Here is a 19,741-nt window from a genome sequence, read left to right as displayed (position 1 = left end):
GCCATGCTTCGGAAACGATCCGGCAATCCAACGAGGCGCATAGCTTTCGACACACGCGCCGAGGCGCCAGTCGGAAGCTGTCCAGATGCGCCTGATTTCGATGTCGCTGGTTGCCGCGTTGCTGTCTCCGATCGCCGCACATGCTGCGGACAATCCCTGGAACGGCAGCTGGAAACTCGACCCGGCACGCAGCAGTCCGGGGGGAGGCGGCGCGCCCGGATACCGGTTCCTGCTCGGTCCGGACAATTCCATTCGGTGGGAGATCCCGGAACTCGGCGAAGTCGTCACCGGACATGTGGACGGCCGGCCGATGCAGATCCACCGCACGAAACCGACGCCGGGGCTGACCCTGAGCGTGTCGCCCGGTGCATCCGACGGCCCCCCGATCCTGAACTACGCGGTCGCCAGAAACGGCATCCAGCTCGGCGGCGGCACCATGACGCTCATCGAGGGCGGCAAGGCGTGGGTCGACGTGTCCTGGGGCGGTACTCATCCGGAGGACGGCGGCGAACTCGTGTACATCAGGCAGTAGCCGATCCGACACAGGTCGCGGATCTTCGGCGGCACGCGACTTCCGCGCTCTCGCAGCCGCCGTTATATCGGAGGGCGAGGCCTCGGCAGGTGTCGCGGCTCTCCCCGAGAGGACGATCCGATGCGCCGCCACCAGCTTCTTTGCACAGCGCTCGTGCTCGGCCTGTGCACCGGCCTCGGGTCGCACGCGGCCCGCGCGGACACCATCACCGGCCCGTATGTCAGCCTTGGCGGCGGCTACAATATCCTGCAGGACACGCGGAGCTTCTTCCCGCCAGGCACCATCAACCCGGGTCCCAGCAAGCGGACGTTCCGCTGGACCGACGGTTTCACCGGCGAGGGCTCGGTCGGCTTCGGTTTCGGCAACGGCCTGCGCGTCGAGATCGAGGGCGACGATTACGGCAACACCGTGATCAACCGCGTCCATAGCGGGATCCCCAACACCACCACCGGCAGCAACAACGCGTACGGCCCGATGGTCAACGTGCTCTACGACATCGACCTCGCCCGCTTCGGCCTGGTCGTGCCGGTCACGCCCTATGTCGGCGTCGGCGCCGGCTACCAGTGGAATCACCTCTCGCCGCTTACCAGCGTGTCCGCCGGCGGTCCGGCCTCGCAGACCGCAGTCAGCCGTGTCGGAGGTACGCAAGGGTCGTTCGCGTATCAGGGGATTGTCGGAGCGGCGTACGACATCCGACCGGTTCCGGGCCTCGCCGTCACTGCCGAATATCGTTTCCTCGGCACCGACGACGAGACCGAGGGCGCTTACTCGGTCGAGCAGTTCGCCGGCCGCGGCGAGACCCGTGGGCCGGCCTATTTCGGTGACCGCTTCAACCATAGTTTCATGCTGGGGCTTCGCTACGCCTTCGACACCGCAGCCCCGCCACCGCCGCCGCCGGCTCCGATGGTGCCCGCAGCGCCGCCAGCCGAGGCGCGCACGTACCTGGTGTTCTTCGACTGGGACCGCTCGGAGCTAACCGGACGCGCCCGCGAGATCGTCGCCCAGGCAGCGCAGGCTTCCACGCACGTGCAGACCACCCGCATCGAGGTCAACGGCTACACCGACACCTCGTCGATCCATGGCGGCATCCGCGGCGCCCGATACAATCAGGGCCTGTCGGTTCGTCGCGCCGAAAGCGTGAAGGCGGAGCTGATCCGAGACGGCGTTCCGGGCTCGGCGATCGACATCCACGGCTACGGCGAGAACCACCCGCTCGTCGCCACCGGTCCGAACACCCGCGAGCCGCAGAACCGGCGGGTCGAGATCATCCTGCATTGATCTCGCGAAGGGCAGTCGAGATCATCCTGCATTGAGCCGTGTGACCAGCGGTCGGATGCTGTGCGGATAATGTGACCGCCCGATCCGACCGGGCCGCGGAACTGCGGGGGGCGGGCTGGCTTAGCGCGGCGCAGATGATGGATTGCGCCGATGCCTGAAGACACGTCCCCCCTCTCGCGGCGGGACATCCTCGCCGGACTGGCCGCCACGTCGCTGGTTTCGCTCGCCGGCGGGGGTGCGCGGGCCGAGGCCGCCACCGATACGCAAGGGGCGACGCTCGAGCTCGTGGCGCGCTTCACCAGCCCCCGGCAAGTGACCGGCGTGGCCGTCTCCAAGACCGGCCGCATCTTCGTGAACTTCCCGCGCTGGGAGGAGGATGTCGCGATCTCGGTTGCCGAGGTCGGGCCGAATGGCGCCCTGACCCCATACCCGGATACCGAGTGGAACCGCTTCCGCAATGCCGATCCGGCTGGGACCGCGAAGGCGCCGACCAGCTTCGTGTGCGTGCAGAGCGTCACTGTCGACGCGCAGAACCGGCTCTGGGTGCTCGACCCGGCCGCGCCTGGACTGACCTTCATCGTGCCTGGTGGCCCGAAACTGGTCTGCATCGACCTCGCCACCAACAAGGTGGTGCGCACCTACCATTTCGATACGAGCGTGGCGCCGCAGGGCTCGTATCTGAACGACATCCGTTTCACCGCGGACGGCAAGCGTGCGGTTCTCACCAATTCAGGCAATCCCGGATCGCTGGTGGTGTTCGATGTCGAGACCGGGCACGCGCGCCAGGTGCTTGTCGGACATCCGTCGACGCAGTTCGATCCGAACGTCACCATCACCGTGTCCGGCAAGCCGCTGGTCATGCTGGACGCGCAGCCGGCGCGGTTCTCCGCCGACGGACTGCTGATCGATGGACAGGATCGCTTCGCATACTGGCAGGCCACGACCGGCGACACGATGTACCGGATCCCCCTGGCAGCCTTGTTCGACCACGCAGTGTCGCCGGAACGACTGGCGGCAAAAGTCGAGCGTCTGGGCAAGACGTTCGTGGCTGATGGCTACTGGTTCAGCCACAAGAGCGGCATGCTGTTGACCAGCGCCGAGACGTTTTCCGTGAAGCGTCTGGACCCCAACGGCAACTTCACCGTGCTCGTGCAGGATCCGCGGCTGTTCTGGCCTGACAGCATGGCCGAGGGTCCGGACGGCGCGATCTACGTGACCGCTTCCCACATCCCGGAAATGAAGACGTGGCAGGGTCCTGGCATCAAGGAAACACAGCTGTTCCGTTTCCATCCGAACGCAGCGAAATAGGGACCACCCATGACCAAGGCCATCGGCTATGCCGCACAGCATTCGTATAGCCGCCTGAAGCCGATCAGCTTCGAGCGCGACGACCCGAAGGCGAACGAGGTCGAGATCGAGGTGCTGTTCTGCGGCGTCTGTCATTCCGACATCCACCAGGTCAAGAACGAGTGGTCGAACACGGTCTATCCGTGCATGCCTGGCCACGAAATCGTCGGTCGTGTGACGCGCGCCGGGACTGGCGTCAGCCGTCACGCGGTGGGCGACCTTGTCGGTGTGGGCTGCATGATCGACAGCTGCCGCGAGTGCGAGCCGTGTCATGCGCATGAGGAGAATTATTGCGAGGGCCCGAACAGCTGGCTCGCAACCTATAACGGTCCGATGGTGCCGGCGAAGATGTCACCGGACGGCAGCAACATGTATGGGCGCGACAACACCTATGGCGGATATTCCAGTTCCGTCGTGGTGCCCGAGGATTTCGTGCTGAAGATCCCGGCCTCGCTGAAGCCGGAAGTGGCAGCCCCGATCCTGTGTGCGGGCGTCACCACCTACTCGCCGATGACGCATTGGGGCGTGAAGGCCGGAGACAAGGTCGGCATCGTGGGTTTCGGCGGACTTGGTGACATGGCCGCCAAGATCGCCAAGGCGATGGGCGCCGAGGTGACGCTGTTCACCACCACCGCCGAGAAGCTCGACGAGGCGCAACGGCTCGGTGTCACGGTCGTCCTGCAGAGCGACAAGAAGACCATGACGTCGCTCGCCAACAGTTTCGACTTCATGCTCAGCACGATCCCGGAGAAGCACGACGTCAACCCGTTCGTGCAGATGCTCAAGCGGGACTGCACACTGGCGGTGGTCGGCGCGATCGAGCCGCTCGCCTCGGAGAACAACCAGGAGCGGGTGATGCATCGCAAAAGTGTTGCCGGTTCGCTGATCGGCAGCATCGCCGAGACCCAGGCGGTTCTGGATCTCTGCGCCGAGCACGGCATCGGCCCGGACATCCAGGTGATCCCGATCCAGGAGATCAACAAGGCCTACAAGCACGTCGAGAAAGGCGAAGTCCGGTTCCGTTACGTCATCGACATGGCGTCGCTGAAGCAGGACGAGGAGGCCGCCTGAACCCTAACGCGGCGGCGGCAGGTTCTCCTGCTGCACCGGCCCGGTCGGCGCAAGCTGCATCGGGCCGTTCGCATTGGCGGGGTCGGCGTAGCGCGCACCAGGCGGCGGATAGGCCGGCGGTCCGTATCCAGGCGCCGCGGGTCGAGCGCCGTAGCTCATCAGCGCGGCACGGAGCGGATCCGCGCCTGGATTGTTGACCCGCATCGCCACCACGATGTCCTCCGGCCCAACCGGCTGACCGTAATAGGCACGGTTACCGATGCTGTCGGAGCTCATCATGCTGCCCTGCAGGGAGATGCCGGCGAACAAGCCCTTGGACTTTTCCACCGCGACGATGTCGGCCAGGAACGCTGCCGTGGTCGATCCCTCCATGCCGGCGCCGAATGTCGCGATCGCCACCGAGGCGTCGCCGCCGATCTTGAACTGGCTGTCCATGACCGCCGTGAGGCCGCGATGGGTCTCGATGAACATGACCAGTTCCGCGTCCTGGATGCCGGCCTGCAGGCCGAAGCTGCCGGAGCTCATCGAGTAGAACGCGGGCGCCGACCAGGAGCCGTTGGCATCGCGGGCCAGCAGCACGCAGCCGCCGCCGGAGCCGCCGAACAGGAAGCTCATGCGGAAGATGCTGGGGCAAATCATCACGCCTTTGGCGTGGGAGAGCAGTCGCTGCGACATGCCGTTATCCCGTTTCCAGGCCAGCACGTCCTGCACCGCGAGGGTTGCGCGGTCCACCAGCTGCTGCTGCTGCAGTTGCCGCTCGCTCTGCGCCGATGCGGGCAGGGCTCCGAAGCCGGAACCCGCCGCGACCAGTGCAACCAGGCCAAGGAGACGCCTCGCCCGGGTTGCCGCCCGCCCGCTGCCTGACGTGGTGTGTGTCACGCGCATTCTCGTGGTCCTCGATGTTTCAGCGCTGCCTGGGCTCTGGCATCTGTTGGCACCGAAAATGCGCCAAAACAATGTCCTGCGCCAGAACCTTCAGGCGGGCGCTTACCCCCGTCGCATCAGTCGAGACGGATGCGCGCTGCCTCCGACAGGCGAGCCGCGATCCCGGGTGCGCAGGCCAGGATCGGGATGTCGCCGTCGAGGCCGCCATCGCGCAGGAACGGCGACACCACGGCGTCGGTCTCGGCCAGGATCGCCAGTGCTGCCGCCACGTCCCAGATCTGGATCGAGAGCTCGATATAGCCGTCTGACCGTCCGCAGGCGACATCGGCCAGGGCCAGCGCACCGGACCCGCCGGATCGGGGCATGGCGCCCTCGGTCATCACCCGGTCGATGGTGGCGATGAAGTCCGGCACCGCGACCCGGTGGCCCCAGCCCACCTCGACCATGGCACGGTGGAAGTCGGTGGTCGGCGCCGACTGGATGCGGGTGCCGTTGAGCGTGGCGCCCTCGCCGCGCACCGCCGCGAAGGTCTCGCCGAGGGCGGGTGCCACGATGATGCCGGCGACCGGGACGTCGTGCTCGACCAGCCCGAGCGAGACGCACCATCGGTCCCGGCCGCGGGCGAAGTTGGAGGTGCCGTCGATCGGGTCGACGATCCAGCGGAAGGCGCCGTCATGGGTGCGGCCGGTCTCCTCGCCCTGGAAGCCGTCCTCGGGAAACAGCGCCGCCATCCGCTCGGCGATGAATGCCTCGACCGCGCCGTCCGCCTCCGTCAGCCAGTCCTGCGCGCTCTTCTGGATGCCGGACGGGCCCCCCGCGGGTGGACGCATCTGCATCGCGAGTTCTGCCGCCTCGGCGACGATCGGACCGGCCGCGTCGAAGCGGCGGCGGAGTTCGGCAGGGGCGGGCGAGGGTGCGGTTGTCATGGCGCGCAGCCTCGCACGGCCGGGGCGCCCGCCGCCAGACTTGCGGCCTATTCCACCCGCAGGGCCGCCCGCAGCGACGCGGTGATCGCGGGATCTTCCAGGGCGGCCAGGCGGCTCGCGGCGATGGTGGCGAAACGCTGGGTCAGGGCGCGACGGGTCGCCGGCGGCAACCGATGCGTCGGCGCCTCACGCAGCAGTTCGGCCTCCCCGGCGACGCCCGGCAGGCAGTGCGGGCCGACGCAGGCGACCATGATGCCGACATCGTCCGGCAGCAGATCCAGCGGGAATGCGTCGTCCACGGCGAAATACAGCGTGTCGCAATACGGGCGATATTCCGGCCACTTGTCGTCGACCAGGAAGTCGCGCGGGCCGGATTTCACCTCGATGCAGGCGAAGCCGCCATCCGGTCGCAACGCCAGGATGTCGGCGCGGCGGCCGTTCGGGAGCGACACCTCGTGCAGCACCACCCAGGCGAGACGGCTGCACAGATGGGCGGCCGCCCGGCGGATCGCGAGCTGGTTCTGCGGCAGGCCGAAGTGCGGCAGGGGCATGTCCATCGCCACCTTCATGCAGCCGGCGACGGCCGCTCCGCAAGCCGTGTTCGCGAGGCCGGCTGACGCACGCGGAACGATTGGCAACGGCACGGCGGCCAGCCCGTTTGCTGCCGGCCAATAGCCTCCGGAGCCGTTCGATGACCACCCAGAACCAGTACGCGATGCAAGACCCGACCAAGCAGTACCCGCAGCCGAAATTCGACAAGCAGCCGCAATCGGCGCCGGGCCTGGCCAAGGACATGGACCCGAAGCCTGACCACGGCGAGGACAGCTACAAGGGCTTCGGTCGCCTGGCCGGCCGCAAGGCGTTGATCACCGGCGCCGATAGCGGCATCGGCCGTGCCGTGGCGATCGCCTTTGCCCGCGAGGGTGCCGACATCGTCATGAACTACCTGCCCTCCGAGGAGGAGGATGCGCGGGAAGTCGTGGCACTCATCGAGCAGGCCGGCCGCAAGGTCGTGGCCGCTCCCGGCGACATTTCCGACGAGATGTTCTGCATGGCCCTGGTCGACACCGCCAGCAAGGCGCTCGGCGGCATCGACATCCTGGTCAACGTCGCTGGCAAGCAGACCGCACAGAAGGCCATCGCCGACCTGACCACCGAGCAGTTCGACGCCACCTTCCGCACCAACGTCCACGCGATGTTCTGGCTGTGCAAGGCGGCCCTGCCGCTGATGCCGCCGGGCGCCACCATCATCAACACGACGTCGATCCAGGCCTACCAGCCGTCCGAATTCCTGCTCGACTACGCCAGCACCAAGGCGGCGATCGTCGCCTTCACCCACGCGCTGGCCAAGCAGGTCGCCGAGAAGGGCATCCGGGTGAATGCCGTGGCACCGGGTCCCGTGTGGACGCCGCTGCAGACGTCGGGCGGCCAGCCGCAGGACAAGATCCCCGAGCTCGGGACGAAGGTGCCGCTCGGCCGCCCCGGTCAGCCGGCGGAACTGGCGCCGATCTACGTGCTGCTGGCATCGCAGGAGAGCTCCTACGTCACCGGCGAGATCTATGGCGTGACCGGCGGCAACCACCTGCCCTGAGCATCGGCTCCGCAGAGCCTGGCCGGCAGCCCTACGGGCAGGGTTGTCAGCCGGGTTCGCCGGGTGGCGCGCGTCTCCAGCGCAGCATCACGATCGACACCACCATCACCAGGATGAGTGCAGCAAGCACCAGCAGCTCCAGCATGCTCGAGGTGATGAGGTCGTGCGCCTCGGGGGTGAGCTTGGGTGGGCCTCCCGCAGGAGATGCCGGGGCCGCCTGCGACGATCGCAGGGTGATCACCAGCACGCGCCGGATCGAGGCGATCAGTCCGACCACGAGAAACGGCTCGCAAACCAGCGTCCCGGACCGGAACGAGACCCGGACGGTGTGCATGATCTCGACCAGCATCAGCACGAACAGCAGCCGGTCGATCGTGGCGACGATGGCGTTCGGATCGCCGCGCGCCATCAGCGCACTCCAGAGCGCCCCACCGGCACTGGCCATGCCGATCAGCGTGGTCAGCGCGAGCAGCACGCCCAGCGCGATGTAGGCGACCGTCTCGACATTCAGGAAGACGCGGGTGGCGACAGTGGCGATCCGCTTCACCGTCTGGCCGTCATGGGCATCGGGATCCATCGAAGCTCCTCGGACCCGCCCGGTGCGGGCCGCTATTCGGGGCGCAGCAGCAGGTGCTGCTTGCGTCCGACCGACAGCTTAACAGCGCCATCGATCAGATCTGCATCCGATACCACGCGCGCCTCGTCCTCGACCGGCTGATCGTTGAGCCGGGCGCCGCCGCCGCGGATCAGCCGGCGAGCCTCGCCGTTGCTGGCCGACAATCCACAGTCCGCGAACAGCCGGAAGATCGGGATGCCGGCGGTCAGTTCTGCCGCAGGGACCCCGCGCGATGGCAGCGCAGCCTGCACCAGCTGGCCTTGCTCGAAGCTGAGCCGCGCGGTCTCTGCCACCGCGAGGGCCGTCTCGCGGCCGTGGCAAAGCGCTGTCGCCTCGGTGGCCAGGATCTTCTTGGCTTCGTTGATCTCGGCGCCGGCGAGGGCGGCCAGCCGGTCGCACTCCCCCAGGGCCAGGTCGGTGAACAGCCGCAGGAAGCGGCCGACATCGGCGTCCTCGGTGTTGCGCCAGAACTGCCAGTAATCGAACGGCGAGACCCGGTCCGCGGACAGCCACACCGCCCCGGCCGCGGTCTTGCCCATCTTGGCGCCCGACGCGGTGGCGATCAGCGGCGTGGTGAGCCCGAACACCTGGCGGCTGTCGGTGCGCCGCACCAACTCGACGCCGGACACGATGTTGCCCCACTGGTCCGAGCCGCCCATCTGCAGCGCCACGCCATGCCGCCGGCCGAGCTCGCGGAAATCGTAGCTCTGCAGGATCGAGTAGTTGAACTCAAGGAAGCTCAGGCCCTGCTCGCGCTCCAGCCGCAGCCTGACGCTGTCGAACGACAGCATCCGGCTGAGCGAGAAATGCGGCCCGACCTCACGCAGCAGCTCGATATAGCCGAGCCGGTCGAGCCACTCGGCATTGTCGGCGATCAGCGCGTCGGTCGGGCCGTCGCCGGCGTGCACGAAGCGGCTGACGATGCCCTGGATCGCCTGGCCGTTGCTGGCGATCCGCTCCGGCGTGAGCAGCTGGCGCGCCTCCTCCTTGCCGGACGGGTCGCCGATCTTGGTGGTGCCGCCGCCGAGCAGCAGCACCGGGCGATGGCCATGACGCTGCAGCAGCCGCAGCAGCATGATCTGCACCATCGAGCCGACATGCAGGCTGTCCGCGGTGAGGTCGAAGCCGATATAGCCGGACACGATGCCCGCCTGGAGTGCGGCGTCGAGGCCGTCGCTATCGGTGCACTGGAACACGAAGCCCCGGGCTTCGGCCTCGGCCAGAAAATCGCTCTTGGGCATGTGCGGAACCACCATCGGCTGCACCGGATCTCCTGGCCCGGCGGGGGCGGTGCTGTAGCATGCGCAGATCGGTTCCCGAAGCGGCGAGCCGGCGGGGACCAGGTGCTCGGGGGCGGGACGACGATGCAGCGGGTGATCGGACTGATGAGCGGCACCTCGCTCGACGGGGTGGATGCGGCCCTGGTCGAGACTGACGGCGTGCATGTCGGCGAGCGCGGCGCCTCCATCACGGTGCCCTACGACCCGGACCTGCGTGCGGCGCTGCGACGGCTGCTCGATCGTGCCGCCGATCCGGCTGCCAATCTCGACGACACCGATCCGGAGCTTCTGCGCCTCGAACGGCGACTGACCGACGTGCATGCCGATGCGGTGGCGGCACTCGGCGAGCCGGCGACGCTGATCGGCTTCCATGGCCAGACCATCCTGCATCGGCCGCGCCAGCGCCGGACCTGGCAGATCGGCGACGCGGCATACCTGGCCCATCGCACCGGGCTGCCGGTGGCGTACGACTTCCGCAGCGCCGACGTGGCTGCCGGCGGGGAGGGCGCGCCGCTGGTCCCGGCCTATCACGCGGCACTCGCGGCCGGGCTCGACCAGCCGTTGGTGGTGCTGAATATCGGCGGTGTCGCGAACCTGACCTGGATCGGTCCGGACGCGCTGCTGGCTTGCGACACCGGTCCGGGCAATGCGCTGCTGGATGACTGGGCGATGCGCCACACCGGAACACCCTGCGATATCGACGGCGCGCTGGCTGCCTCGGGGCAGGTCGACCAGGCGATCCTGGCAGGCCTGCTCGCGCATCCGTTCCTGCGCCGGCCGGCGCCCAAGTCGCTCGACCGACTTGATTTCAGCGGCGCGCTGCACGCGGTGTCCGGGTTGTCCGCCACGGATGGAGCGGCGACACTGACCGCCTTCACCGCCGCTGCGGTCGCCGCGACCAGCCTGCCGGAGCGGCCGACACGCTGGGTGGTGTGCGGCGGTGGCCGTCACAACCCGGTGCTGATGCGGGAGCTGAATGACCGGCTCGGCGTGCCCGTCGTGCCGGTCGAGGCGTTGGGCTGGGATGGGGACGCGCTCGAGGCGCAGTGCTTCGCGTTCCTGGCGGCCCGGGTGGAGGCGGGGTTGCCGCTCTCCTGGCCCGGGACGACGGGCGTACCGGAGCCGACCCCGGGAGGCCGGCTGGTCACCCCATCGGGATTGCCGCTATCGTTCTAGTCGGCAGCCAGCGCCAGCGCCTTGCGGGCGACGATCTTGCCGACATAGTCCTCGACCGCTTCCGACACGGTGTCGGCATGTGTCGCGAACACATGGTCGGCGCCGGCGCACACCCGGTAATCGACCGTGACGTTCTTCTGGGTGTTGAGCTTGTCGACCAGCTTGCGGACCGCCGGCTCCGGCACGAGCTCGTCCGAGTCGCCATGCATGAGCAGGCCGCCGCACGGACACGGCGCCAGGAAGCCGAAATCGTAATGGTTGGCGGGAGGTGCGACGCTGACCCAGCCGGAGATTTCCGGACGGCGCATCAGCAGCTGCATGCCGACGAAAGCGCCGAACGAATAGCCTGCGATCCACAGCCCGCCGGAATTCGGGTTGACCATCTGCATCCAGTCGAGAGCCGCTGCCGCATCCGAGATCTCGCCGAAGCCGCCGTCATAGCGACCCTGGCTGCGACCAACGCCTCGGAAGTTGAAGCGCATCACCGAAAAGCCGAGCTTCTCGAAGCTGCGATACATGTTGTAGGTGACGCGATTGTTCATCGTCCCGCCATGCATCGGATGCGGGTGCAGCACGAGAGCGAGCGGCGCGTTGCTCTCTCCGGAATGGTGGTAGCGTCCCTCGAGGCGGCCATCGGGGCCGGCAAACATCACCTCAGGCATAATTTCCCGCGATTCTTATTGCTCCGTTCCGTGGCATGAACGGCAGCTTGTTAACGTAATCTCGACATCCGGCGATGCCCCGCCGGAAGTTGTTCGAGGATGCAGGTCGTTTCCTTGGGTGCCGGACCCCAAGGCATCCGGATGCGACGCATATGGAGCAGAAGACCGTCACGTTCAAAGAGCGTGCAGGTCACGGATGTGCATGGCGCGGGGCTGCGGGAGGACCAGGTGGAGCTTGATCAGCCGAAAGTCGGACACGAAGTCTCTCCCTGATCCGATGCGGTGATTGCCGGGCCGGGCACCCGGCTCGGCGTCGTCCCGCTTCCGGCGCTTTGTCGACAGCGCCTGTCACAGAACTCTATAACGAGACGGTCCTAGCAATTACAATGGAATACGCACACGCATCGATCGCTGCTGACCTGTTTCTCGACACGGACGCGTGAGGACGACCGCATGACCTACCTCGATGCCAATGCCAGCGAGCCGTTGCGTCCGGAGGCGAGGCAGGCGGCGATTGCGGCGCTCGAGCTCGACGGCAACCCGGCCTCGGTGCACGCATCCGGGCGGCAGTCCCGCCGAGCCTTGGAGGATGCCAGGGAGCGCATCGCCACTCTGTTCGGGGCCGATCCGGCCGGGCTGGTGTTCACCTCCGGCGGCACCGAGAGCGACGCGCTGGCGATCCATGCGCTGGGCCGCGGACGTCGCCGGCTGATCGGCGCGACAGAGCATGAAGCGGTGCTGCGGGCGGGCGGCGAGGCACCAGGCGAGACGGTACTGCTGCCGGTGCTTGCCGACGGACGGCTCGATCTGGACGGCCTTGCGGCCGCACTTGCCGGATCCGTCCGCTCCGCACTGGTCTGCGTGATGCTCGCCAACAACGAGACCGGCGTGCTGCATCCGGTGGCGGAGGCGGCGGAGCTGTGCCGGCGGCATGGCGCGCGGCTGCATGTCGATGCGGTGCAGGCGGCGGGGCGCATGCCGGTCTCGCTGGCAGCACTCGGCGCCGACAGCATCGCAATCTCGGCGCACAAGCTTGGGGGTCCGAAAGGCTCCGGCGCGCTGCTGCTGGCAGCTTCGGTGGACGGGTTCCACCTGGCGCCGCTGATCGAGGGCGGTGGCCAGGAGCGCGGCCGGCGTGGTGGCACCCCGGCGCTGCCGGCGATCTGCGGCTTCGCGGCGGCTGCCGATGCTGCCTGCCGCGATCTCCCGGAACAGGCACGGCTTGCCCGCCTGCGCGACCGGATCGAGCGCGCGGCCGAGGCGGCGGGCGCGATCGTCTGCGGGGCAGGGGCGCCGCGTCTGGCCAACACCACATGCCTGGCCCTGCCCGGACGGCGCGCCGACACGCAGCTGATCGCGCTCGACCTGGCTGGGTTCGCCGTGTCGGCCGGCGCTGCATGCTCCTCCGGCAAGGTGTCGCGATCGCACGTCTTGGAGGCGATGGGCCGCCCCGACCTGGCCGGTTCGGCGATCCGTGTCTCGCTGCCGTGGAACGTCGAGGCGGCGGCGATCGACCGCTTCATCGACGCCTACCTCGCGATGTCCCGGGCCACGCCGGTCGGCCGCGCCGCATGATCTATCTCGACAACCAGGCCACCACGCAGTGCGATCCGCGCGTGCTGGAGGCGATGCTGCCGTGGTTCGGCGTCGAATACGGCAATCCGCACAGCGCCGAGCACGCCATGGGCCAGACGGCGGCCGATGCCATCGAGCACGCACGCGGCCAGCTCGCGGAACTGCTGCACGCCGATCCGAGGGAGCTGGTGTTCACGTCGGGCGCCACCGAGAGCAACAACCTGGCGATCAAGGGTGCGGCCCGGCATGCACGCCGCACCGGCGATCCCCGCCGTCGCATCGTCACCCTGGTCACCGAGCATCCGTGCGTGCTGGGCCCGGTGCGCGACCTGGCGGAGGAGGGGTTCGAGCCGGTCATGCTGCCGGTCGGGCCCGATGGCCGGCTCGATCCGCAGCGTCTGCGTGACGCGCTTGCGGTGCCGACGCTGCTGGTCAGCGTGATGGCGGTGAACAACGAGACCGGGGTGATCCAGGATCTGGCCGCACTGGCGCCGATCGTCCGTGCCGGCGGCGCGATGCTGCACAGCGATCTCGCCCAGGCGGTCGGCAAGCTGCCGCTCGACATGCGCGCCCTCGATCTCGACCTGGCCTCGATCAGCGGACACAAGTTCTACGGGCCGAAGGGGATCGGGGCGTTGTTCGTTCGCCGTCGCCCGCGGGTCCGGCTGGTGCCGCTGCTGTCCGGCGGCGGCCAGGAGCGGGGCCTGCGCTCCGGTACGCTGCCGACCCCGCTCGTCGTCGGGCTCGGCGAGGCGGCGCAACTGGCAGCGCTGGAACTTACCAAGGAGGCAGCGCGGATCCGGGCCCTGCGCGACCGGGTGCTGGCTCGGCTGCAGGCGCTGATCCCGGGCATGATGGTGAATGGCAGCCTGGAGCAGCGTATCCCCGGCAACCTGAACTTGCGCCTGCCGAACCGGGATGCGCTGGCGGTCATGGCGATGGCGCCCGGCGTGTGCCTGTCCACCGGCTCGGCCTGCTCGGCTGCCGAAATCCAGCCGTCGCACGTGCTGAGCGCCATGGGGCTGGAGCCGGACCAGGTGGCGCGGAGCTTGCGCCTGGGGATCGGACGATTTACCTCCGCGGACGAGCTGGATCGGGCCGCCGACATGCTCGCAAGCGCCCATGATGGCGTTGCGGTGCCGGCCTGATGCCACGCGAACGCCAGTGAACCGCCGCAGCCCGAAAGGCCGACGATGCCCAGCATGACTTTCATCGAGCGCAACGGGAATGCGCGCCAGGTCGAGGCGCCGGTCGGGTTGTCCGTGCTCGAGATCGCGCATCGCCATGGCGTCGATCTGGAAGGTGCGTGCGAAGGCTCGCTCGCCTGCGCCACCTGCCACGTGGTGGTCGATCCCGCCTGGGCGCCGAAGCTCGCAGCCCCGACCGAGGACGAGGAGGACATGCTCGATCTCGCCTTCGGGCTGGAGAAAACCTCCCGCCTGGGCTGCCAGCTGGTCATCACCGCGGCGCTCGACGGGCTGGTCGTGCGCCTGCCCAAGACCGGCTGACCGCCATGCGCGTCCTGGTGGCGATGTCCGGAGGCGTCGATAGCAGCGTGGTCGCGGCGATGCTGGCCGAGCAGGGTCATGACGTCGTCGGCGCCACGCTGCAGCTGTATGACCATGGTGCCAGCGCCAAGCGCCGCGGGGCCTGCTGTGCCGGCGACGACATCCACGATGCTAAGCGGGTGGCCGACCGGTTCGGCTTCCCGCATTACGTGATCGATGCCGAGAGCCGGTTCCGCGAGACAGTGATCGAACAGTTCGCCGACGCGTATGCCGCGGGCGAGACGCCGGTGCCGTGCATCGCCTGCAACCAGGGGGTCAAGTTCACCGACCTGCTGGGGCTCGCTCGTGAGCTCGGCTGCGACGCCATGGCGACCGGCCACTACGTGCGTCGGATCGAGGGTGCGGGCGGCGCCGAGCTGCACCGGCCGGTCGATGCCGGTCGCGACCAGAGCTGGTTCCTGTTCGGCACCACGCGCGCCCAGCTCGACTTCCTGCGCTTTCCGCTCGGCGACCTGGCCAGCAAGGACGTCGTGCGCGGTCACGCGCAGCGCCTCGGGCTGACCGTGGCCGAGAAGCCGGACAGCCAGGATCTGTGCTTCGTGCCGACCGGCTCCTACACCGACCTGGTGACCCGTCTGCGTCCAGAAACCGCGCAAGCGGGGGAGATCGTGGATGCGCGCGGCACGGTGCTCGGCGCGCATGCGGGGTTGGCGGGCTACACCGTCGGGCAGTCGAAGCGCCTCGGCACGGCCGCGATGCGTGACGGCGAGCGGCAGCAGGTGGTGTCGCTGGATCCGGCCTTGCGACGGGTCGTGGTCGGCCCGCGCGGCGGCGCCATTACGCGTGATCTGACCCTGCGCGACGTCAACTGGCTGATCGACCGGCCGTCCGCGCCCTGGACCTGCCAGGTGCAGTTGCGCGCCCGCGAACCGGTCCGCGCCGCTACCATCGACGGCGAGTCGGTGCGGCTCGATGAACCGGCCCTGCCGGCGCCGGGACAGGCGTGCGTGTTCTATGACGGCAGCCGGATTCTTGGTGGCGGCTTCATCCGCAGGCCGGCCGAACTGCAGGGAGCTGCTTGATGCCAGATGGCACGCTTTACCTCGGCACCAGGCGGTATTCGTCGTGGTCGCTGCGTGGCTGGCTGATGGTGCGCCTGGCAGGACTTGACGTCGAAGAGCAGGTGATCCCCTTGGCCGCCGGCGCGACATCGGCAATTGCCGCCGTTTCGCCGAGCGGGCTGGTGCCGTATCTCGAGCATGACGGCAACCGGATCTGGGAAAGCCTGGCGATCGGCGAGTACTGCGCCGAGCTGGCCCCCGGGCTGTGGCCGTTCGAACGACGTGTGCGGGCGCATGCCAGGGTGGTTTCGGCGGAGATGCATGCCGGCTTCCGGCCGTTGCGGATGGCCATGCCGATGAACCTCGGCCGCGACGAACCCCTGGCAGCCGGGATCGCACCCGACGTTCAGGCCGACATAAACCGGGTGGAGCATCTCTGGAGCAGCACCCGCGACGGGTACGGCACTGACGGCGCGTTCCTGTTCGGCGACCTGTTCACCCTGGCCGATGCGATGTTCGCACCGGTGGTGGCGCGCTTCCTCTCCTATGGGGTGCCACTCGGCGCGACCGCGGCATCGTATTGCGACGCCGTCCGGGCGCATCCGCTGATGGTGCAGTGGTATGAAGCTGCCGCTCAGGAGCCTGCCAGCTGGCAGCTCGAACGGTACGAGAACCTGCCCTGAGCGCATCCGGAGCGGACCCACGCGTCGCGATCGTGCTGCCGCCGCGTGAAGGGTTTTCACCCGAGGCGGTCGGCGCGATCGGGCTGCTGGTGCATCGGCTCTCCCGCCCGGATGACCTGGTGCTCGGCCGGGCAATCGCCGAAACGCCGTTCCTCGATCGGCGCTACAGCCCGGTCCGGCCGCTCTCCTGGCCGCCGCATCTGCGCCTGCGCGGGCCAGGGATCCGCCATGCTGCCGGCGTCGCCACGATCCTGCAGCAGGCGCGGCCCGGCCTGGTCGAGGTGCATAACCGGCCCGAGATCGCCTCCTACCTGGCCCGGCGGTTTCCCCGCTTGCCGGTCATCCTGGTCCTGCACAACGATCCGCAGGGCATGCGCCGAGCCCGGACGGCATGGCAGCGGTCGCAGCTTGCCCGGCGCGTGCATGTCGTCACCGTGTCGGAGCATCTCCGGCAACGCTTCCTCGAGGGCCTCGCCGGGACGACGCGGGTCGACGTGCTGCCGAACTGCCTCGACCTCGCAGCGCTGCCACCTCACCTGCCGATGCCCGATCGCGGCCGGCTGATCCTGTTCGCCGGCCGCCTGGTTGCCGACAAGGGCGCGGACAGTTTCGTTGCCGCCTGCGCCCGCGCGCTGCCGCAGCTCCCCGGCTGGCGTGCCGAGATGATCGGCGCCGACCGCTTCCACCAGGCCGCCGCCGACACGCCGTTCCTGACCCGGCTTCGCGTCGCGGCGGCCGAGGCGGGCGTGTCGCTGCCGGGCTACCGGCCGCACCAGGCGGTGCTGGAATCGATGGCGCGGGCGGCGATCGTCGTGGTGCCCAGCCGCTGGCCCGAGCCGTTCGGACTGACCGCGCTGGAGGCGATGGCCTGTGGGGCGGCCCTGGTTGCGTCCGATCGCGGCGGCCTGGCCGAGCTGGTCCGGGACGCGGCACTGGTGATCGATCCGGATCGGCCGGACCTGCTGGGGGACGCCCTGGTCGGCCTGGCCCGGAGCGAGCCGGAGCGCATTCGCCTGGCTGCGGCCGGGCTCGCCCGGTCCGCTGGATTCGACCTGCCGGCGGCCCGGTCAAGGCTGGCGGCGATCCGGGCGCAGGTGCTGGCGGCGGTTTCCGCACGTGCCGGTTCGGGCTAACCCCAATTCATGGCCGTTGCCTCCCTGCCTCCTCCCGTCATCCGGCGTCCTGCCGTGATCCGTCTGCTCGACCGCCTTTGCCTCATCGCCACGATGCTGTGCGTGATCTTCCTGGTGCATGGCCGAGGGCTGGCGGAGGCGACGATCGATGTCGTTGCGATCGGCTTCCTGGTGCGATCCGGCCTCAGCGGCGAGTGGCGCTGGACCGCCACGCCATGGGTGCCGATCGCGCTGATCTGGTGGGGGTGGCTGACGATCTGCTCGCTGCCGGTGGGTCCGTTCGGGACTGGCGGCTGGCCGGGGTTCGTCCAGGCTGCTGCCACCTTGCGGTTCCTGCTGTTCGTCGCGGCCCTGCAGCATTCCGTGCTGGAGGGTCCGCGCGCGCGCCGGCTGGTCGGCTGGCTGCTGGCGGTGGCGTGCCTCTACATCGCCGCCCAGATGTTGTTGCAGGACGTGACCGGCCGGAACCTGTTCGGCAACCCCAGGTTCCACGACGGCACCCTGACCGGCCCATACGACAAGCCGCGCGCCGCCGCACCGCTGTCCCGCCTGCTGCTGCCGACGATGCTGGTCGCCAGCGCCTGGATCGCCGGCGGCGCCTGGCTCCGGGGGCGTTCCGTGAAGCCAGCCTTTCGATCGCTGCTGGCGGCCGCCTCGGTGCTGCCGTTGCTGGCCGGCCTCGCCATGATGGTGCTGGCCGGCCAGCGCATGCCGATGCTGCTGACCCTGCTCGGGCTGGTGGTCGCCGGCCTGCTGCTGCGCCGCTTGCGCGGTCCATTGCTGGCAGCCCTGGTGGCCGCACCGCTGCTGGTTGCGGTGTCCGCCGTCCTCTCGCCGCGCAGCTTCAGCCACCTGGTGGTGCTGTTCGCGCGGCAGATGCGCGACTTTCCGCACAGTTCCTACGGGTTGATCTACAACCGCGCGCTGGCGATCGGGCTGGCCAATCCGATGACCGGGCTCGGCTTCGACGGCTTCCGCAACGGCTGCCCCGATCCGGCCTACTTCCACGCATGGCCGCCGTGGGGCGACGCCGAGGGCGATGGCGGAGGTGTGGCGATCTGTGTCCAGCATGCCCACAATCACGCCCTGCAGGCGCTGACGGACTCTGGCGTGGTTGGGCTGGCGCTGTTCTGGGCGATGGTGATTGCCTGGCTGATCGCCCTGTCGCGCGGGCTTGCCTCCAGAGGCCAAGTGCCGCTGCACCAGGCATACCGGGTCGGGCTGTTCGCCGCGGTGTTCATCCATGAGTGGCCGATCGCCTCGGCCAGCGCCTTCACCAACATGCCGCTCGGCGGGTGGTTCTTCCTGATCCTGGGGGTGGGCCTGGCGGAGGTGTCGCCCCCAGCCCCTGGCCACGCCACCCCCCGACCCTATATGCAGCCCACCCTGGAGAGCGAGGCACGAGATGGCTGACACGATCGAGATGCAGGCACCGAACACCACTGCCAGCGCGGGTGCGACGCTTGTGCCGGTGACCGTGCTGACCGGCTATCTCGGGGCCGGCAAGACCACGCTGCTGAACCACATCCTGACCGCCCAGCACGGGCGGAAATATGCGGTCGTGATCAACGAGTTCGGAGAGCTCGGTGTGGATAACGACCTCGTCGTCGAGAGCGACGAGGAGGTGTTCGAGATGAATAACGGGTGCATCTGCTGCACCGTCCGCGGCGACCTGATCCGCATCCTGGGCGCGCTGATGAAGCGGCGCACGAAGTTCGACGGCATCATCGTCGAGACCACCGGCCTGGCCGATCCGGCGCCCGTCGCCCAGACCTTCTTCGTCGATGACGAGATCCGCGCCAAGACCCGCCTCGATGCCGTGGTCACCGTGGTCGACGCGCTGAACCTGCCGGCCCGGCTTCTGGACAGCCCCGAGGCGCGCACCCAGATCGCGTTCGCCGACGTCATCATCCTGAACAAGACCGATCTCGTCGACGAGCCGACGCTGCTGGCACTCGAGGAGCAGATCCGCGGCATCAACCGCTTCGTCCGGCTGCATCGCGCGGTGCGCGGCAACGTGGCCCTCGCCGACGTGCTGGACCAGGGTGGCTTCGATCTCAGCCGGGCGCTGGAAGTGGCGCCGGACTTCCTCGAGGAGGAGAGCCACAGCCACAACGAGGACGTCACCAGCCTGTCCTTCGAGCTGGCCGAGCCGCTCGACCAGGCGAAGTTCCAGGCCTGGATCGGCGCGCTGCTGCAGGAGCAGGGTGGCGACATCCTGCGCTCCAAGGGGATCCTGAATTTCGCCGGCGAGCCCCGCCGCTTCGCGTTCCAGGCGGTGCACATGATGGCCGACGGAGACTTCCTCGGAGCCTGGAAGCCCGACCAGGTGCGCAGCTCGAAGCTGGTGTTCATCGGCCGCAACCTGAACCGCCCGCGCCTGCGTCGCGGCTTCGAGTCCTGCCGCGCCCGATGAG

General features: G+C 68.8%; 20 protein-coding genes. 14 read left to right on the top strand and 6 right to left on the bottom strand.

Annotation, left to right across the window (positions count from 1 at the left end; translation table 11 throughout):
* The first annotated feature begins 85 nt into the window (after positions 1 to 85).
* From ACOEQ2_RS08185 to ACOEQ2_RS08170, 4 genes are all read left to right on the top strand, one after another.
* On the top strand, positions 86 to 532 hold the full coding sequence (locus ACOEQ2_RS08185) for a hypothetical protein (RefSeq protein ID WP_419730877.1): 447 nt from the start codon (positions 86 to 88) through the stop codon (positions 530 to 532).
* Positions 533 to 652: 120 nt separating this feature from the next.
* Complete coding sequence (locus ACOEQ2_RS08180) at positions 653 to 1,810, top strand: OmpA family protein (protein WP_419730876.1); 1,158 nt, start codon at positions 653 to 655, stop codon at positions 1,808 to 1,810.
* 150 nt (positions 1,811 to 1,960) lie between these two features.
* On the top strand, positions 1,961 to 3,118 hold the full coding sequence (locus ACOEQ2_RS08175) for an L-dopachrome tautomerase-related protein (RefSeq protein WP_419730875.1): 1,158 nt from the start codon (positions 1,961 to 1,963) through the stop codon (positions 3,116 to 3,118).
* 9 nt (positions 3,119 to 3,127) lie between these two features.
* Positions 3,128 to 4,228 carry an NAD(P)-dependent alcohol dehydrogenase gene (locus ACOEQ2_RS08170; RefSeq protein ID WP_419730874.1) on the top strand — a complete coding sequence of 367 codons (1,101 nt, stop codon included), beginning with the start codon at positions 3,128 to 3,130 and terminating at the stop codon, positions 4,226 to 4,228.
* Positions 4,229 to 4,231: 3 nt separating this feature from the next.
* Here the strand turns inward: ACOEQ2_RS08170 and ACOEQ2_RS08165 are convergent, their stop codons facing one another.
* The 3 genes from ACOEQ2_RS08165 to ACOEQ2_RS08155 form a co-directional block, all read right to left on the bottom strand.
* Positions 4,232 to 5,107 (bottom strand): lipid-binding SYLF domain-containing protein, encoded by an 876-nt coding sequence (locus ACOEQ2_RS08165; RefSeq protein WP_419730873.1) that lies wholly within the window; start codon positions 5,105 to 5,107, stop codon positions 4,232 to 4,234.
* A 122-nt stretch (positions 5,108 to 5,229) separates the two neighbouring features.
* A complete protein-coding gene (locus ACOEQ2_RS08160; protein ID WP_419730872.1) occupies positions 5,230 to 6,039 on the bottom strand; it encodes an inositol monophosphatase family protein in 810 nt (269 codons plus the stop codon).
* Positions 6,040 to 6,086: 47 nt separating this feature from the next.
* Entirely contained in the window at positions 6,087 to 6,596 is a 510-nt protein-coding gene (locus ACOEQ2_RS08155; protein WP_419730871.1) for an MmcB family DNA repair protein, read from the bottom strand.
* A gap of 134 nt (positions 6,597 to 6,730) precedes the next feature.
* Here ACOEQ2_RS08155 and ACOEQ2_RS08150 point away from each other — a divergent pair, with 134 nt between their 5' ends.
* Positions 6,731 to 7,630: an SDR family oxidoreductase gene (locus ACOEQ2_RS08150; RefSeq protein ID WP_419730870.1), complete on the top strand. Its 900-nt coding sequence runs from the start codon at positions 6,731 to 6,733 to the stop codon at positions 7,628 to 7,630.
* Between the two features lie 46 nt (positions 7,631 to 7,676).
* Here the strand turns inward: ACOEQ2_RS08150 and ACOEQ2_RS08145 are convergent, their stop codons facing one another.
* Both ACOEQ2_RS08145 and tyrS read right to left on the bottom strand, forming a co-directional pair.
* Positions 7,677 to 8,207 carry a phosphate-starvation-inducible PsiE family protein gene (locus tag ACOEQ2_RS08145; RefSeq protein ID WP_419730869.1) on the bottom strand — a complete coding sequence of 177 codons (531 nt, stop codon included), beginning with the start codon at positions 8,205 to 8,207 and terminating at the stop codon, positions 7,677 to 7,679.
* A gap of 32 nt (positions 8,208 to 8,239) precedes the next feature.
* A complete protein-coding gene (gene tyrS / locus ACOEQ2_RS08140) occupies positions 8,240 to 9,487 on the bottom strand; it encodes a tyrosine--tRNA ligase (protein ID WP_419730868.1) in 1,248 nt (415 codons plus the stop codon).
* Positions 9,488 to 9,610: 123 nt separating this feature from the next.
* Here tyrS and ACOEQ2_RS08135 point away from each other — a divergent pair, with 123 nt between their 5' ends.
* A complete protein-coding gene (locus ACOEQ2_RS08135; RefSeq protein WP_419730867.1) occupies positions 9,611 to 10,702 on the top strand; it encodes an anhydro-N-acetylmuramic acid kinase in 1,092 nt (363 codons plus the stop codon).
* On the opposite strand, the gene ACOEQ2_RS08130 is transcribed toward ACOEQ2_RS08135, so the two are convergent.
* Positions 10,699 to 11,364, bottom strand: a complete 666-nt coding sequence (locus ACOEQ2_RS08130; protein WP_419730866.1) for an alpha/beta hydrolase — start codon at positions 11,362 to 11,364, stop codon at positions 10,699 to 10,701. The genes ACOEQ2_RS08135 and ACOEQ2_RS08130 overlap by 4 nt on opposite strands.
* A 453-nt stretch (positions 11,365 to 11,817) precedes the next feature.
* Here ACOEQ2_RS08130 and ACOEQ2_RS08125 point away from each other — a divergent pair, with 453 nt between their 5' ends.
* Genes ACOEQ2_RS08125 through ACOEQ2_RS08090 form a run of 8 tightly spaced genes read left to right on the top strand, consistent with a single transcriptional unit; the run spans position 11,818 to position 19,740 of the window.
* Positions 11,818 to 12,939, top strand: a complete 1,122-nt coding sequence (locus ACOEQ2_RS08125) for a cysteine desulfurase family protein (RefSeq protein WP_419730865.1) — start codon at positions 11,818 to 11,820, stop codon at positions 12,937 to 12,939.
* Positions 12,936 to 14,087: a cysteine desulfurase family protein gene (locus ACOEQ2_RS08120; protein WP_419730864.1), complete on the top strand. Its 1,152-nt coding sequence runs from the start codon at positions 12,936 to 12,938 to the stop codon at positions 14,085 to 14,087. The genes ACOEQ2_RS08125 and ACOEQ2_RS08120 overlap by 4 nt, the downstream gene beginning before the upstream one ends.
* 45 nt (positions 14,088 to 14,132) lie before the next feature.
* A complete protein-coding gene (locus ACOEQ2_RS08115) occupies positions 14,133 to 14,447 on the top strand; it encodes a ferredoxin family 2Fe-2S iron-sulfur cluster binding protein (RefSeq protein WP_419730863.1) in 315 nt (104 codons plus the stop codon).
* Positions 14,448 to 14,452: 5 nt separating this feature from the next.
* The gene (mnmA, locus tag ACOEQ2_RS08110; RefSeq protein ID WP_419730862.1) at positions 14,453 to 15,529 is read left to right on the top strand and encodes a tRNA 2-thiouridine(34) synthase MnmA; all 1,077 of its coding nucleotides are present in this window, start codon (positions 14,453 to 14,455) and stop codon (positions 15,527 to 15,529) included.
* Positions 15,529 to 16,191, top strand: coding sequence for a glutathione S-transferase (locus ACOEQ2_RS08105; RefSeq protein ID WP_419730861.1), 663 nt, complete (start codon positions 15,529 to 15,531; stop codon positions 16,189 to 16,191). Before mnmA ends, ACOEQ2_RS08105 begins: the two co-directional genes overlap by 1 nt.
* 32 nt (positions 16,192 to 16,223) lie before the next feature.
* Positions 16,224 to 17,324, top strand: coding sequence for a glycosyltransferase family 4 protein (locus ACOEQ2_RS08100; protein WP_419730860.1), 1,101 nt, complete (start codon positions 16,224 to 16,226; stop codon positions 17,322 to 17,324).
* A 54-nt stretch (positions 17,325 to 17,378) separates the two neighbouring features.
* Complete coding sequence (locus ACOEQ2_RS08095) at positions 17,379 to 18,737, top strand: O-antigen ligase family protein (protein WP_419730859.1); 1,359 nt, start codon at positions 17,379 to 17,381, stop codon at positions 18,735 to 18,737.
* Positions 18,730 to 19,740 carry a CobW family GTP-binding protein gene (locus ACOEQ2_RS08090; RefSeq protein ID WP_419730858.1) on the top strand — a complete coding sequence of 337 codons (1,011 nt, stop codon included), beginning with the start codon at positions 18,730 to 18,732 and terminating at the stop codon, positions 19,738 to 19,740. The genes ACOEQ2_RS08095 and ACOEQ2_RS08090 overlap by 8 nt, the downstream gene beginning before the upstream one ends.
* Position 19,741: the final 1 nt, after the last annotated feature.

Origin of the sequence: Lichenicola sp., from assembly GCF_965198575.1 — a bacterium.
Classification (GTDB): Bacteria; Pseudomonadota; Alphaproteobacteria; order Acetobacterales; family Acetobacteraceae; genus Lichenicola.
This window is presented reverse-complemented; position numbering and strand designations above follow the sequence as displayed.

Coding starts and splice junctions, on each gene's coding strand:
- ACOEQ2_RS08185 (WP_419730877.1), top strand. CDS start 86: ATGCGCCTGATTTCGATGTCGCTGGTTGCCGCGTTGCTGTCTCCGATC.
- ACOEQ2_RS08180 (WP_419730876.1), top strand. CDS start 653: ATGCGCCGCCACCAGCTTCTTTGCACAGCGCTCGTGCTCGGCCTGTGC.
- ACOEQ2_RS08175 (WP_419730875.1), top strand. CDS start 1,961: ATGCCTGAAGACACGTCCCCCCTCTCGCGGCGGGACATCCTCGCCGGA.
- ACOEQ2_RS08170 (WP_419730874.1), top strand. CDS start 3,128: ATGACCAAGGCCATCGGCTATGCCGCACAGCATTCGTATAGCCGCCTG.
- ACOEQ2_RS08160 (WP_419730872.1), bottom strand. CDS start 6,039: ATGACAACCGCACCCTCGCCCGCCCCTGCCGAACTCCGCCGCCGCTTC.
- ACOEQ2_RS08155 (WP_419730871.1), bottom strand. CDS start 6,596: ATGGACATGCCCCTGCCGCACTTCGGCCTGCCGCAGAACCAGCTCGCG.
- ACOEQ2_RS08150 (WP_419730870.1), top strand. CDS start 6,731: ATGACCACCCAGAACCAGTACGCGATGCAAGACCCGACCAAGCAGTAC.
- ACOEQ2_RS08145 (WP_419730869.1), bottom strand. CDS start 8,207: ATGGATCCCGATGCCCATGACGGCCAGACGGTGAAGCGGATCGCCACT.
- tyrS (WP_419730868.1), bottom strand. CDS start 9,487: ATGCCCAAGAGCGATTTTCTGGCCGAGGCCGAAGCCCGGGGCTTCGTG.
- ACOEQ2_RS08135 (WP_419730867.1), top strand. CDS start 9,611: ATGCAGCGGGTGATCGGACTGATGAGCGGCACCTCGCTCGACGGGGTG.
- ACOEQ2_RS08130 (WP_419730866.1), bottom strand. CDS start 11,364: ATGCCTGAGGTGATGTTTGCCGGCCCCGATGGCCGCCTCGAGGGACGC.
- ACOEQ2_RS08125 (WP_419730865.1), top strand. CDS start 11,818: ATGACCTACCTCGATGCCAATGCCAGCGAGCCGTTGCGTCCGGAGGCG.
- ACOEQ2_RS08120 (WP_419730864.1), top strand. CDS start 12,936: ATGATCTATCTCGACAACCAGGCCACCACGCAGTGCGATCCGCGCGTG.
- ACOEQ2_RS08115 (WP_419730863.1), top strand. CDS start 14,133: ATGCCCAGCATGACTTTCATCGAGCGCAACGGGAATGCGCGCCAGGTC.
- mnmA (WP_419730862.1), top strand. CDS start 14,453: ATGCGCGTCCTGGTGGCGATGTCCGGAGGCGTCGATAGCAGCGTGGTC.
- ACOEQ2_RS08105 (WP_419730861.1), top strand. CDS start 15,529: ATGCCAGATGGCACGCTTTACCTCGGCACCAGGCGGTATTCGTCGTGG.
- ACOEQ2_RS08090 (WP_419730858.1), top strand. CDS start 18,730: ATGGCTGACACGATCGAGATGCAGGCACCGAACACCACTGCCAGCGCG.